Below are 13,434 nucleotides of genomic sequence, written 5' to 3'. Positions count from 1 at the left end.
CGTCGACGACCAGGCAGTCGGACGGACGGCGCGCCGCTCGGGCGGAGGCCGCGCATCGCTGCGCTCCCCACCCCGGCTCCGTGTCCGCCAGGTGGTTCCGCCGGCCCGCTCGCCATCGAGGGGCCCGGCGCCGACCAGTGAAGCACCCGTCGAGATTTCCGGCAATGGTTTTCGGTGTTTTCGGTCCAAGTTCGCCCAGGCGGCCTGGGAGCGTGCCGAAAACTACCGAAATCCATTGTTGATGACGTCGGCCTGTGACAGGGTCGGCGCGTCAGTGCGGCAGTGCCACGACGAGGTGCCACGACTGGAGAACACGCATGAGACAGATCAGAACGAGAAGACCGGCCGCGGCGGGCGCCGTCGCGGCGCTGCTCGCCGCCGGACTCACCGCGGCGGCCGTGCCGACGGCGGCCCAGGCCGCCGATCCCACTCGCTTCACCAGCACGCAGAACCCGATCCTTGCCGACGGAAGCTACTACTCGGCGGACCCCGCCCCGGTGGTGGTCCCCGCCGGAGCGCCCGGCAACAGCACCGGGGCCGACAGGCTCTACGTCTATACGGGTCACGACGAGGCGGGGCCCACGCGCAACGACTTCATCATGAACGAGTGGGGCGCGTTCGTGACCTCCGACGTCGAGGCCGGCGAGTGGACGCACCACCCGTCGCTGATGCGGCCGGAGGACGTCTTCTCGTGGGCGACTCCCGGGCGCGCCTACGCGGGCGAGGTCCAGCAGGGCGTCGACGGCCGGTACTACTGGTACGTCCCCGTGCACGAGGCGGACAGCCCGGCGGGCGACAAGTTCGGCATCGGCGTGGCGGTGTCGGACTCGCCCACCGGGCCCTGGACCGACCACGCGGGCGGACCGATCGTCTCCCAGCGGCTCCCCACGCCCAACACCATCCACAACATCGACCCGACCGTGCTGGTGGACGGCGACGGCGCCGAGGCCCGCGTGCACATGTACTGGGGCAGCTTCGGCAACCTGCGCCAGGTCGAGCTGGCGCAGGACATGCGGACGCCGGTCGGTGACGTCCGGTCCGTCACCGGGCTTACCGGGTTCTTCGAGGCCCCCTGGCTCTTCGAGCGCGACGGCACCTACTACCTGGCGTACGCGGGCAACGACGCGGGCCCCACCAGCCGGTGCACGCCCGCGAACTACCACGCGTGCATCGCGTACGCGACGGCGCCGTCGGCCGAAGGGCCGTGGACCTACCGGGGCACCGTCCTCCCGCCGGTCTCGTCGACGACGAGCCACCCCGGCATCGTCGAGCTGAACGGTCAGTGGTGGATCGCCTATCACACGGCCGACGCCGAGGGGGGCAACCACTTCCGGCGCTCGGTGGCGATCGACCGCATCGAGTGGGACGACACGCAGGACCCGCCGCGGATGCTCCCGGTGACGACCACTCCGCCGAAGCAGCCCGACCGCACGCCCCGGGCGAACATCGCGCAGGAGGCACGCGTCACTGTGTCCAACGACCCGGTCCCGACGCAGTACTGGGCCAAGGCGCTCAACGACGAGATCGTGCGCCCCAACCCGCTGCCGCCGGACATGTGGGGCACGTGGACGGGGAACAACCCGCGGCAGCAGTGGGTCCAGTACACCTGGGACCAGCCGGTCCGGGTGTCCGGGTCGCAGATCGAGTTCTGGAACGACCAGCCGCAGGGCTCGGGCGTCGGGGTGGCGGCGCCGGCGTCGTGGCGCATCCAGTACTGGGATTCGGATGACGGCGCCTGGGCGGACATGTCCGGGGCCGACGGCTACCCGACGGGAACGGCCGGCTACCAGCCGACGTCGTTCGACCCGGTGACCACCACCCAGCTCCGGGCAGTCCTCGACGCGTCCACCAACGGTTCCACCTACTCCGGCGTGGCCGTCGAGGAGTGGAAGGTCCTGGCCGAGCAGGCCGAGGCCGTGGCACCCGGGCGGATGACCGTCGAGGTGGGCGAGACGGAGCTGCCGGGCACGGTCACCGCCACGTATCCGGGCGACCACACCCTCCAGGTGCCTGCCTACTGGGACGCGCTGACCGCGCAGGACGTCGCTCAGCCGGGCGAGCTGACCGTGGAGGGCTCGGTGCTCGGCTACGCCGCGGACCGCGTCAGGGCCACCGTGACCGTCGTCGACCCGTCGGACACCTCCGGCGACGAGACAGCCCCGGAGGTGACCGTCACCCCGATCGGCAGCGCAGGCACCGGCGGCTGGTTCCGCTCAGCGGTGCGCGCCCGGGTAGCGGGTACCGACGACGGCGGTGGCCGGGTGGTCCTGACGACCTCGGTCGACGGCGCCGACCCGGTCGTCACCGACCACGTCCGGTACACCGACGTCGAGGTCTCCGGCGACGGTGAGCACACCGTCACGGCGACGGCCGCCGACCGCGCGGGCAACGTGTCACCGCCGGCCGAGCTGGACGTTCGTATCGACGCCACCGCCCCGCGGAGCACGGCGGCCCTCGACGCGCGGGCCCGCACCGTCTCGGTCACCGCCACGGACGCTACCTCCGGCGTCGCGCACATCGAGGTGGCGGTGGACGGCGGCGCGTTCGAACCGTACGAGGGGCCGGTGCCCGCCGGGGACACCGACCGCCACGACGTGCGCTACCGGTCCGTGGACCGCGCGGGCAACACGGAGCCCGCCCGGACGATCACGATCCCCGCCGACCTGAGCGGGCCGCTGACCGGCAACGTCGCGCCGCTGGCCACCCCGACGGCGTCGTACACGGCCGGCTGGAACTCGGTGCTCGCGCTCAACGACGAGCTGGACCCGGCGAGCCCGCCGCAGGCACAGCTCTGGGGCACGTGGTCGGGCAGCAACCCGGCGACCCAGTGGGCCGAGTACACCTGGCCGCGGCCGATCAGGCTGACCGCCGCGGAGATCAAGTTCTGGGCCGACCAGCCGCAGGGCACGGGCGCGGGCGTCGCCCCACCGGACTCCTGGGAGCTGTCGTACTGGGACGAGGCGGCGCAGGACTGGGCACCCATGCCCGATCCGTCACCGGCCGGCACGAGCACGGACCAGCTCAACCGCATGACGTTCGGGCCGGTCACGACCTCACGCCTGCGGGCGACGATCCACGCGAACGGCGACGGGACAAGCTTCTCCGCCGTCGCCGCGACCGAGTGGCGGGTGATCGCCGACGACCCGGGTGCCGGCGAACCCGCCGACCCGGCGGTGACGGTCACCGCCGAGGCACGCTGCCTGGCCGGCAGCGCCACCCTCGCCGTGCGCGCGGTGAACGAGCACGACGGCCCGGTGGACGTCCGGATCGGCACACCGTACGGCACGCGCGAGGTCACGACCGTCGCGCCAGGACAGGCCGCGTACCAGTCCTTCGCGACCCGCGCTGGGCAGGTCGAGGATGACAGCGTCACCGTCCGGGTCACCGGAGAGGTCGACGGCGACGTGGTGACCCGGGACGTCACGGCTCCCTACGTGGGGGTGGCCTGCTAGCCCGATGTGGTCGGTAAGACGTCAGGAGATCGGCAACTCGGGTTGCCGATCTCCTGACGTTCTACCGACCACCCGTGTCGGGGGTCAGAGCACAGGGAGCCAGACCCGCATCGTGGCCGGGCCGCGGTTGGCCCAGTCGTGGTACCGGACGAGAGCCACGTCGCGCAGCTCCGGCCGCGGTCGGGGGACGACGTCGTCCGTCGTCGTGTAGGGCCATCCGCCGCCGCTCGCGCCCAGGGTGCCGGCGCGGACGTACACCGTTCCGTCGACCTCCCAGGGCGGGACAGCGGTATCCACCACGATGTCGTCCACTCGGGTGCCCTCCCCCAGGTCGACCGACTCGAGGCACAGCACCTCGGGGCCACGCTGCACCGCCACGCAGCCACGGACCGCGTCGATGTGCGGGTCGGGCACGACGAACCGCGGGGCGGCGTCGAGGTCCAGCGTCACCACACCACCCGCACGCGGGCCGGGCACCTCGACGGCGCCGGGGCCCACCTCACGGGCCGGCGCGCCGTCCACCCGCACCCGGGCCGACGACGACCACGATGGCACCCGGAGGGTGAGCGTCCAGTCACCCGCCGGCGCGCCCACGACGTGCACCTCGACGTGGCCGTCGTCCGGATAGCTGGTCACGACGTCGAGCGCCACCGGCTCACCGGACGGGAGCGCCGCCCGGATCTCGGCCGGTGCGTACTGGTGGAGCTGTACCCCGCCGTCGTCGACCGTCGCGACGTAGGCGGCGACGCTCGCGAAGGTGCGCGCCACGTTGGGCGGGCAGCAGGAGACCTCGAACCACGGCGCCCGCAGGGACGCCTCGGCGCGCTTGCTGACCTCGTCCGTGGCGACGTGCTCGGCCGGGACGCGCTGGTGCAGGCTGTTCGCGTAGAAGAAGGACCGCCCGTCGGCGGCCGGCGAGGTGGCCACCACGTTGGTCAGCGCACGCTCGATCGCGTCGGCGTACTGGGCGCCGCCGCGCGCGAGCAACAGCCGCCACGACACCATGACCGAGCCGACGCTCGCGCACGTCTCGGAGTACGCGCGGTCCGGGGGCAGCACCCAGTCGTCGCCGAACGCCTCGTCCTGGTGGTGCGACCCCTGCCCGCCGGTCAGATAGGTCCGGCGCGCCTGGGTACGCGCCCACTGGCCCGCGACGGCGTCGAGCAACTTCTCGTCGCCGAGCTCGACCGCGACGTCGACCGCGCCGGCGGCCAGGTAGTTGGCCCGCACGGCGTGGCCGTGGAAGACCTCGGCGTCCCGCACCGGCACGTCGTCCTGGTAGTACGACCGGCCGAACTCGATGTCGGCGAGCACCCCGTGCCCGCGCCGGTCGACGAACAGCGCGGCCTGCGCGAGGTAGCGCGGCTCACCGAGGGCTCGCCCGAGCTCGGCCAGGCCGACCTCGACCTCCGCGTGCCCGCAGACGCCCTGGTTGCCGTCCGGCCCGAACGCCGCGCACACGTGGTCGGCGCTGCGCCGGGCGACCTCGACCAGGAGGTCGCCGGGCCGGCCGGTACGAGCCCGCGCGGCGGCGGCCTGGTAGAGGTGGCCCTGGCAGTAGAGCTCGTGACCCCACTCCAGGTCCGAGTACCGCGGCTGCTGTCCGGGCCGGCCGAACCGCGTGCCGACGTACCCGTCCGGTTCCTGGGCGGCCGCCACCCGCCGCACTATCGCGCCGAACCGGTGCTCGAGGTCGCCGTCGGGCCGCCGGCCGAGCTCCCAGGCCATGGCCTCGAGGAGCTTGTACACCTCCGAGTCGCTGAACTCCCGGCCGCGCCGGCCGCCCGGCAAACCACCGGCCACCGCGAGGTCGAAGTTGCCGAGCCAGCCCTCGCGCTCCAGCCAATGCTCGATGTGCGTGAGCGTGGCCGAGGCGTTCACCTCCTGACGGCGTGCCCACTGGCCGCCCGTGATGCGGACCTGGTCGAGGCCGAGCGGCTGGAACCGCCCGGTCGAGGGCACGACGGGCGCGGGGGTGGCGGCGCCATGGTGCCCGGTCGGAAAGAGCATGCGGAGACCTCCGAGAAGGGTGGACGAGCGAGGTGAGGGGCACAGGGCGGTCAGCCCTTGAGCGCCCCGGACATGAATCCGCGGACGTAGTGCCGCTGGAGCAGGAGGAACAGCACGACACACGGCAGGGCCATCACGACGACGCCCGCCTCCGTGGCTCCGTAGTCCACGATCCCCATGACCTGGGCCCGGAGGTTCGCGACGGCCAGCGGGAGCGGGATCTTGTCGGAGTCCGAGATGAGGATCAGCGGCGCGACGAAGTCGTTCCAGGCCGCCAGGAACGCGAACAGACCGACCGTGATGACCCCCGGCTTGACCGCGGGCAGCAGCACGGTGCGCAGGGCACGGAACGACGAGCAGCCGTCCACGAGCGCCGCCTCGTCGAGCTCGCGCGGCACCGCGTCGAACGAGATCCGCATCATGAACGTCGCGAACGGCAGCTGGAACACCGTGAGCACGAGTGACAGGCCGACCAGTGTGTTCTGCAGCCCGACCGCGTTCAGCATCACGTAGAGGGGGATGAGCAGGGTCGCGTACGGGACCATCAGGATCGCGAGCGTCAGCAGGAAGAGCACGTCCCGGCCAGGGAACCGGAAGCGGGAGAACGCGTAGCCGCCCAGCACCGAGGCCGTCAGCGTGAAGAGCACGGTCAGGCCCGACACGAGCGTGGAGTTGAGCAGGTACCGGGGCAGCCCGGCCTGGTACTCCATGAGGGTGACGTAGTTGCCGAAGCCCCAGCCGTCGACCTGACTGCTGCCGGGCTGCGGTGCCACGGACGCCACCCCGGCCCAGACCAGCGGGAAGATGAAGACGATCGCGAGCGCTCCGGTGAGGACCCAGTACGGGGTCCGCAGCGCGATCCCGGCGAGGCGGGCCCGCGGGGCGCGCACCTGACGGAGCCGCGGGCGAGCAGGGGTCGGTGCGGGTGCGGTCATGGTCATGTCAGTCCTCCTGGCCGGTACGCATGGCGCGCAGCTGGGCCACGTTCACGACGACGAGCACGACCAGGACGACGATCGACAGCGCGGCGGCGACGCCGAGGTCGTTCTGGCCCTGGAAGGCCACGTTGTAGATGAGCTGGACGACCGTGAGCGTGCTGTTGTCCGGTCCGCCCTTGGTCAGGATGTAGAACTGGTCGAATGCGAGGAGCGAGCCCGTGACACACAGGACCGTGCACAGGGCCAGCGAGGGACGCAGCAGCGGGAGCGTCACGCTCACGAAGGTCTGCCAGCGGTTCGCGCCGTCCATCCGGGCGGCCTCGAGCACCTCGTGCGGGATGCCCTGGAGCCCCACCATGAGCAGCAGCATGTAGAACCCGGCGAACCGCCAGACCACGAGGAACACCGTCGACCAGAGCGCACTGTCCGGCGTCCCGAGGAACGTCACCGGGCCGTCGGCGAGGCCGAGGCTCCGCAGGAGCGGGGAGAGCGGGCCGACCTGAGGCGAGTACAGCGCGTAGAAGAGCAGCGAGGCGGACGCCAGACCGAGTGCGCTGGGTACCAGGATCGACGTGCGCAGGACCGCCGTCCAGCGGCTCGACTCCTGCACGAGGAGCGCGAACCCCAGGCCGAGACCGATGAGCAGCACGGTGGCGATCACGGTGTACTTCACGGTGAAGACCACGGAATCCCAGAAGTACCGGTGCCCGACGGCGTCCACGTAGTTCTGTGGTGCGTTGATCCCCTGGTTGCCGGACAGCAGCGGCCAGTCGGAGACCGACATCTGGCCGACGAGCAGGACGGGGAGGACGAACAGGCCGATCACGAGCAGGGCGGTCGGCGCCGCGTAGCCCCAGCCGCGTAGCGCCCGGCGCCGTGCGGCGGCGGCGAGGGCGGGTCTGGTGCGGCCGGCGGGTCTGACGGGCGGGCGGACTGAGAGGTTCGCGGGCACGGGGTGGCTCCTCGTTCACTTCGGTGCGTGGTCCCGCCGTCTCCCGGCGGCGGGACCACGCGGACGGACGTCTGCGGGCGGCTACTGCGCCAGCACCGCTGTGATCTCCTCGTTGTCCGTCTCCACGGACCCGCCCTCGCCGAACACCTCGTTGCGGACCATCGTCACCCACGGGCTGCCCGGGGCGTTGAACGCCTGCTGGAAGTTGATCGCGAGGGGAGTGCGGCCCTGTGCGGCGATCTCGTTGACGGCGAGGACCCGCGGGTCCTTGGTGGAGTACTCGTTCTCGACCAGGTCGGCCCGCGAGACGACGTCGCCGTTCTTCGCCAGCACCTCGACCTGCGCCTCCTCCGACATGAGCCAGGACATGAAGTTCCAGGCCTGGTCGGCGTTCTCGGAGTCCTTGGAGATGCCGAGGCCGTCGCCGCCCACGAACGTGGACGCACCGCCGTCGGGCCCAGGGATGGGCGCGACACCCACCTCGCCGAGCGCCTCGTCCGCCGTGGCGAGCATGGTGGCGGGGAACGGCATCACGCCGACCTCGCCCTCGAGGAACGGGCCGGTCCACGTGGCGCCGGTCTCCTCCTTGGAGCCCTCGCCCACGGCGCCCGACTGCACGAGGTCCTGCCAGACCCCGTACACCTCCTGCGCGGTGTCACCGGCGAGCAGCGACTCGGTACCCTCGGCGTTCATCACGTCCTCTCCCCCGGCCCAGACCTGGGGGAACCAGGTGAAGACGAGGCAGCCGCCGCAGTTGCCGCCGAAGTAGGTACCGGACACGTCGCCGCCGAGCTCGTCGACCGCCTTGGCCTGGTCGCTGAACTCGGCCAGCGTCGTCGGCCCCTGCTCGGGGTCGAGGCCGGCCTGCTCGTAGAGGTCCTTGTTGTAGAACATGACCGATACGTCGAGGACGAACGGCAGGACGTGCTGCCGGCCGTCCAGCGTGCCTCCTTCGAGGTGGCCCTTGTTGATCTGGTCGGCCTGGTCAAGCTCGGCGACGGCGTCGGTCACGTCGGCGAAGAGGCCCTGCTGCACCCAGTTGGGCACGTACACGATGTCGGCGGCGAAGAGGTCGGGCAGGCTGTCGCTGCCCGCGGCCGCGCCCACCTTCGCCACGTAGTCGTCGTTCGGCACGACCGTGAGCTCGACCTGGTTCTCGTGCGACGCGTTGTACGCCTCGACGAGCAGGTTCGCCTGCTGCTCCAGCGGGGCCCTGGTCCAGAGCGTGAGCTCCGTGCCGTCGTCGACGCCCTCGGCCGTGACCTCCGCCTCCTGCGTACCGCCGTCCCCGTCCGACGCGCTGCAGGCAGCGAGCGCCGTGCTCGCGAGCCCTGCTGCGAGGAAGGAGGCGACGAGCCTCACGCTCGCCCTGCGGTGGGTTGCCATCATCCGTCTCCTTGACTTCGTCGTCACTCGGCCGGTCGGTGAGCGGGGGCGCTCCGTGCCGAAACCGTCCGAAAAGGCTTTCTGTGACAGTAGACTGGGCGCCACACGACGTCAAGGACGAACCTTCGCCACTGTTGTGTTACACCTTTTCGGTAAGGTTCGGCATCGACTCTCCAGGAGGAATCCATGGCCTCGGCCGAGACCCCGCGCACCGCCACACTGACCGACGTCGCCCGCTTGGCCGGGGTCTCGATCGCCACCGCCTCCAAGGCCATCAACGGTCGCGCCCAGGTCCGCGCCGAGACCCGCACCCGGGTGCTGGAGGCCGCCGAGCAGCTCTCGTTCGCCCCGAACGCGGTGGCACGGGGGCTGCTCCAGGGCCGGACCGGCACCGTGGGGCTGCTCACGTCCGACCTGGAGGGCCGCTTCTCGATCCCCGTGCTGATGGGCGCAGAGGACGCCTTCGGCGCCGGTCAGGTGTCGGTGTTCCTGTGCGACGCGCGGGGCGACGCGATCCGGGAGCAGCACCACATCCGCGCGCTGCTGTCGCGCCGCGTCGAAGGGCTGATCGTCGTCGGCTCGCGGACCGACCCCCGGCCGCCCCTGACGGGCGACCTGCCCGTGCCGGTCGTCTACGCGTACGCGCCGTCGGAGAACCCGGCCGACATCTCCATCACCGCCGACAACGTCGAGGCGGGCGGTCTCGCGATCGACCACCTGCTCGCGTGCGGGCGCCGCCGGATCGCACATGTGACAGGTGACGCCTCCTACGCGGCCGCCCAGGACCGGTCGCGGGGCGCGGAGCGCGCGATCAAGGAGGCCGGGCTGGAGCTCGTGGGCGGGCGCACCTTCTTCGGGTCGTGGAGCGAGGGCTGGGGGCGCGGGGTGGCCAGCATGATCCTCGACCAGTACCCGGACGTGGACGGCTTCTTCTGCGGCAGCGACCAGATCGCCAGGGGCGTGCTGGACTCGCTGCGCGAGTCCGGCAAGGACGTTCCTCGCGACATCTCGGTCATCGGGTTCGACAACTGGGCCGTGCTGACGACGAACACCCGGCCGCAGCTCACGAGCGTCGACATGAACCTGGAGCAGGTGGGGCGGATCGCCGCGCGGCGGCTGTTCGAGGCGATCGAGGGCCGGGCCGCCTCCGGTATCGAGGAGCTGCCCTGCCGCATCGTGACGCGGGAGTCGTCGGTCCCTGTGCCCTGACCCGGGACTCGACGGCGTGCCGCTCCCGCCCGCCGCGGGTACGTGGACGCCTACGCCGTCGGGGCAGCTGGGCGGGCTGCCCCGTCTCCGTTCACCAGGTCAGCGGCCTGTCGTTCAGGACCTGTAGCGAGCCGCCAGTTCGGGCGACTGCGCGCTGAAGGCGGCGAGGTCTGCGGTGAACACGTCCTGCAACAGGCCGTCCCGCTCGACACCGGGAGCGGTGACGAGTTCGCCGAGCTCCATTCCACGAAGGCTCGCCGTGACGACGTCGGCCGCGCTCATCCGCGGAACAGCGGAGACGTCCATGCCCTGCCGCTCGTGAAACTCTGTCGCGACGACACCCGGGCACAGCACCTGCACGTTCACGCCGGCCGGGGACAGCTCGGCGTGCAGCGTCTGCGACAGGGCCACCGCGTAGGCCAGGCCTGCGGTGTACACCGCCCGAGGCAGCGGCACCTGTTCCAAGCTCGCCGGACCGCTGAAAGCGATCATGCCGGCGACGTTCACGATCTGACCGGCCCCGCGCTCGACCATGCCCGGTGCGACCGCCCGAGTGAGCAGGGTCGGTGCGGCCACCTTTACCCCGACGAGTTCCGCCGCCTGCTCCTCGGGCAGTTCGACGAACGGCTTGTAGTGCGCCACGCCAGCGTTGTTGACCAGAATCGTCACCGGCTGATCCCTGATCGCGGCGACGACCTTCGCGACGCCCTCCCGCGTGGACAGGTCCGCAGCGACGGTCCGCACAGTCACCTCCGGGAACTCTGTCACCAGCTCATCGAGCCGCGCCTGCCGACGGCCCACCGCGATCAGGTCGGTACCCTGCGACGCCAGACGACGGGCGTACTCCTGACCGATCCCGGACGATGCACCCGTCACGACAGCCAGTCCGCTCATGGTTCGTTCTCCTCTGTCTTGTTCGCCGGCCGCTCACGCGACACGAGATGCGCTCGCCCCGTTCTGGTCGCTGCGCCGTGACCAACGGTGACTCCCGCGGCGTCTTCGTGGGTATACCCGCGCGACAGTGGTCCCCGCAGGACCACCATCGAGGCCGCCTCAGCGGCCTAAAATCGCGAACATGGCCCCCAAGGAGAACTTGCTCGGTGACTACCTTCGGGCGCAACGCGCGCGCGTCCGTCCCGAACAGGTTGGCCTGGCCCCGGGGAACAACCGACGCGTGCCCGGCCTGCGCCGATCTGAGGTATCCCTTCTGGCGGGGATCAGCTCGGACTACTACCTCCGCCTCGAACAAGGCCGCGACCGACGCCCCTCCGCGCAGATCCTCGAAGCCCTCGCCCGGGTGTTCGGCCTCGACGCAACTGGTACCGCGTACCTGCTCTCCCTCAACGAACAGCCCCCTCCGCGCTCACGGCGACGGCCGCCGCCGGAGAAGGTCCCCGAAGGCATCAGCAAGATGCTGGCGATCCTGCATCTACCGGCATTCGTCGAAGGCCGCTATCTCGACGTCCTCGCCGCGAACCCGCTCGCCACGGCACTCTCACCCCGGATCGTCGCGGGCCAGAACCGCCTGCGCGACGTGTTCCTCGATCCCGACGAACAGGCTCTGTATCCCGACTGGGACGACACCACTGCTCGGCTGGTCGCCGGCTTCCGCCGCTCGGTCGGGACAGACACGAACGACATCCGGTTCATCGATCTCGTCGGCGAGCTCTCCCTCGCCAGCGACCACTTCCGCACCCTCTGGGCGCAACACGACGTCCAAGCTCGGCAGAGCTGGCCCATCACCATGAACCATCCCACCGTCGGCACGCTCACCCTCAACCGCGAGAAACTCATCATCAGCGACACTGCCCACGCGCTCGTTCTCGCGATCTACCACCCGGACGTCGGAACCGACAGCGCCGACAAGCTAGCGCTCCTCGCTTCCTATACGGCAGATCCCGCCCTGCGAACCGCTGACGGAAGACACGGTCGATGACTCACGCTGCACGCTCACGCGCACGGCCTCACCGCCGGGACTGCCGCGGGATCACTGACCATCACCGCCGTCGGCACCGTCGCGGCCGCCTGGCTCGCGGAGCTCATCGCGCACCTCGCCGCGCAAGGCCGGTTCCCGGACCGGGCCAAGGTCCGCGCCATGACAGCGACGAGCCGTGGCGCTCTGCTGACCATCGTCGTCCCGCTGCTCGCCCTGGCAGCCGCAGCCCGCGGATGGTGGGAGGTGACCGCCGCGCTGCGCGTCGGTGTCGGCGCACTGATCGTCTCGCTGGTGCTCATCGCCTGGCTCGGCGTCCGCCGCACCAAGCTGACCTGGCCGGCTCGGATACTGGCGCTGGGCGTGCTCGCGGCACTCGCCGTCGGGGTCGTCGCCCTCAAGATCCTCGCCCACGGCTGACTCCTGCGGCACGGCGCACGGGCGCAGCCGATGATGATCACCTCAGTCTCAGGCCACCCTGCGGAGTTGCGCCGTCAGCCCCTGTCAGTGGTCTCGGTGAGGCGGAACAGAGCCTGAGCGTTGCTGGCGGTGAACGCAACAAAGGCCGCCGACCAGGTCAGATACCCGGTCGGCGGCCCTCGTTACCGAGGATCAGCCGGACTTGCGGCGGAACATCTTCTGCACAGGGCCGGTCGTCTCCGAACCGTGCACCGCACCGGTGTTCACGTCGCCGGCGGCGGTCCGGTGCTGAGCCGCGTTCTTGCGGTCCAGCGCTTCCTTGAACCGTGCCTTCGCGTCCTTGCTCGGCGCTGTCGCGGCCTTGGGCTCCTCTACGCCCTCGGCTTCGACCTCTGCCGCCTCGGCATTGGGCTTCTCGTCCGTCACACCGATCACCTCCTCTTGTTCCGGGGGTCCCTCGATCGGGTCCGTCGTCGCCCAGCCTGCACTACGGCACAACGAGGTGCCAACATTTTTGGGCACGGTCCAGCTTCCGGCCACCGATACCCGGCCCCGTGGCGGCTCCGGGCGAGCCCTCAGGCCTGCGCGGCCGCCCGCTCGGCACGTTCCGCGCGCAGCGAGGTGATGGCGCTCTCGAAGTCCTCGAGCGAGTCGAACGACTGGTAGACGCTCGCGAACCGGAGGTAGGCCACCTCGTCGAGCTCGCGCAGCGGGCCAAGGATCGCAAGGCCCACCTCGTACGCGTCGATCTCCGCGCTGCCGTTGCTCCGCAGGGTCTCCTCGACGCGCTGGGCCAGGATCGCGAGGTCGTCGTCGCTCACCGGACGCCCTTGGCACGCCTTGCGCACACCCGCGGCGACCTTGTCGCGGCTGAACGGTTCGGTGGCGCCGGAACGCTTGACCACGGACAGGCTCGCGGTCTCGACGGTGGTGAACCGCCGGTTGCAGTTGGGGCACTGGCGCCGGCGCCGGATCGACAGGCCGTCGTCGGCGGTCCGCGAGTCCACCACGCGCGAGTCAGCATGGCGACAGAACGGGCAGTGCATGCTCACTCCTGCGTGGTCGACCACCGACCGGAGGCCTCCGGTCGCGCCCCGACCGTAAGCGGGCAAACCACCCCCATGCAACATCGCC

General features: G+C 71.1%; 11 protein-coding genes. 4 read left to right on the top strand and 7 right to left on the bottom strand.

Features of this window, described 5'->3' with window-relative positions:
- Positions 1-317 precede the first annotated feature (317 nt).
- Positions 318-3,452 carry a family 43 glycosylhydrolase gene (locus tag AB0F40_RS01890; RefSeq protein ID WP_357463285.1) on the top strand — a complete coding sequence of 1,045 codons (3,135 nt, stop codon included), beginning with the start codon at positions 318-320 and terminating at the stop codon, positions 3,450-3,452.
- A gap of 84 nt (positions 3,453-3,536) precedes the next feature.
- On the opposite strand, the gene AB0F40_RS01885 is transcribed toward AB0F40_RS01890, so the two are convergent.
- From AB0F40_RS01885 to AB0F40_RS01870, 4 genes are all read right to left on the bottom strand, one after another.
- The gene (locus AB0F40_RS01885; protein WP_357463282.1) at positions 3,537-5,462 is read right to left on the bottom strand and encodes a beta-L-arabinofuranosidase domain-containing protein; all 1,926 of its coding nucleotides are present in this window, start codon (positions 5,460-5,462) and stop codon (positions 3,537-3,539) included.
- A gap of 50 nt (positions 5,463-5,512) precedes the next feature.
- Positions 5,513-6,403, bottom strand: coding sequence for a carbohydrate ABC transporter permease (locus tag AB0F40_RS01880; RefSeq protein WP_357463279.1), 891 nt, complete (start codon positions 6,401-6,403; stop codon positions 5,513-5,515).
- A 1-nt stretch (position 6,404) separates the two neighbouring features.
- A complete protein-coding gene (locus AB0F40_RS01875; RefSeq protein ID WP_357463276.1) occupies positions 6,405-7,352 on the bottom strand; it encodes a sugar ABC transporter permease in 948 nt (315 codons plus the stop codon).
- 81 nt (positions 7,353-7,433) lie between these two features.
- Positions 7,434-8,738: a sugar ABC transporter substrate-binding protein gene (locus tag AB0F40_RS01870; protein ID WP_357463273.1), complete on the bottom strand. Its 1,305-nt coding sequence runs from the start codon at positions 8,736-8,738 to the stop codon at positions 7,434-7,436.
- Between the two features lie 186 nt (positions 8,739-8,924).
- Here AB0F40_RS01870 and AB0F40_RS01865 point away from each other — a divergent pair, with 186 nt between their 5' ends.
- On the top strand, positions 8,925-9,947 hold the full coding sequence (locus tag AB0F40_RS01865; protein WP_357463270.1) for a LacI family DNA-binding transcriptional regulator: 1,023 nt from the start codon (positions 8,925-8,927) through the stop codon (positions 9,945-9,947).
- A gap of 114 nt (positions 9,948-10,061) precedes the next feature.
- Here the strand turns inward: AB0F40_RS01865 and AB0F40_RS01860 are convergent, their stop codons facing one another.
- Positions 10,062-10,841, bottom strand: coding sequence for an SDR family NAD(P)-dependent oxidoreductase (locus AB0F40_RS01860; protein WP_357463267.1), 780 nt, complete (start codon positions 10,839-10,841; stop codon positions 10,062-10,064).
- A 181-nt stretch (positions 10,842-11,022) separates the two neighbouring features.
- On the opposite strand from AB0F40_RS01860, the gene AB0F40_RS01855 reads away from it, so the two are divergent.
- Positions 11,023-11,883 carry a helix-turn-helix transcriptional regulator gene (locus AB0F40_RS01855; protein ID WP_357463264.1) on the top strand — a complete coding sequence of 287 codons (861 nt, stop codon included), beginning with the start codon at positions 11,023-11,025 and terminating at the stop codon, positions 11,881-11,883.
- A 159-nt stretch (positions 11,884-12,042) separates the two neighbouring features.
- A complete protein-coding gene (locus AB0F40_RS01850) occupies positions 12,043-12,300 on the top strand; it encodes a hypothetical protein (RefSeq protein ID WP_357463261.1) in 258 nt (85 codons plus the stop codon).
- Positions 12,301-12,492: 192 nt separating this feature from the next.
- Here AB0F40_RS01850 and AB0F40_RS01845 read toward each other — a convergent pair whose 3' ends face one another.
- Together AB0F40_RS01845 and nrdR are read right to left on the bottom strand one after the other, a co-directional pair.
- Complete coding sequence (locus AB0F40_RS01845) at positions 12,493-12,726, bottom strand: DUF5302 domain-containing protein (RefSeq protein WP_357463258.1); 234 nt, start codon at positions 12,724-12,726, stop codon at positions 12,493-12,495.
- Between the two features lie 149 nt (positions 12,727-12,875).
- Positions 12,876-13,346: a transcriptional regulator NrdR gene (gene nrdR / locus AB0F40_RS01840; protein ID WP_357463254.1), complete on the bottom strand. Its 471-nt coding sequence runs from the start codon at positions 13,344-13,346 to the stop codon at positions 12,876-12,878.
- Positions 13,347-13,434 lie beyond the last annotated feature (88 nt).

It is taken from the genome of Promicromonospora sp. NPDC023987 (assembly GCF_040639055.1).
GTDB lineage: Bacteria > Actinomycetota > Actinomycetes > Actinomycetales > Cellulomonadaceae > Promicromonospora.
This window is presented reverse-complemented; position numbering and strand designations above follow the sequence as displayed.

Bases quoted from the DNA above. Each gene is read 5' to 3' on its own strand.
- AB0F40_RS01890 (WP_357463285.1), top strand. From the start codon at position 318: ATGAGACAGATCAGAACGAGAAGACCGGCCGCGGCGGGCGCCGTCGCG.
- AB0F40_RS01885 (WP_357463282.1), bottom strand. From the start codon at position 5,462: ATGCTCTTTCCGACCGGGCACCATGGCGCCGCCACCCCCGCGCCCGTC.
- AB0F40_RS01880 (WP_357463279.1), bottom strand. From the start codon at position 6,403: ATGACCATGACCGCACCCGCACCGACCCCTGCTCGCCCGCGGCTCCGT.
- AB0F40_RS01870 (WP_357463273.1), bottom strand. From the start codon at position 8,738: ATGGCAACCCACCGCAGGGCGAGCGTGAGGCTCGTCGCCTCCTTCCTC.
- AB0F40_RS01865 (WP_357463270.1), top strand. From the start codon at position 8,925: ATGGCCTCGGCCGAGACCCCGCGCACCGCCACACTGACCGACGTCGCC.
- AB0F40_RS01860 (WP_357463267.1), bottom strand. From the start codon at position 10,841: ATGAGCGGACTGGCTGTCGTGACGGGTGCATCGTCCGGGATCGGTCAG.
- AB0F40_RS01855 (WP_357463264.1), top strand. From the start codon at position 11,023: ATGGCCCCCAAGGAGAACTTGCTCGGTGACTACCTTCGGGCGCAACGC.
- AB0F40_RS01850 (WP_357463261.1), top strand. From the start codon at position 12,043: ATGACAGCGACGAGCCGTGGCGCTCTGCTGACCATCGTCGTCCCGCTG.
- nrdR (WP_357463254.1), bottom strand. From the start codon at position 13,346: ATGCACTGCCCGTTCTGTCGCCATGCTGACTCGCGCGTGGTGGACTCG.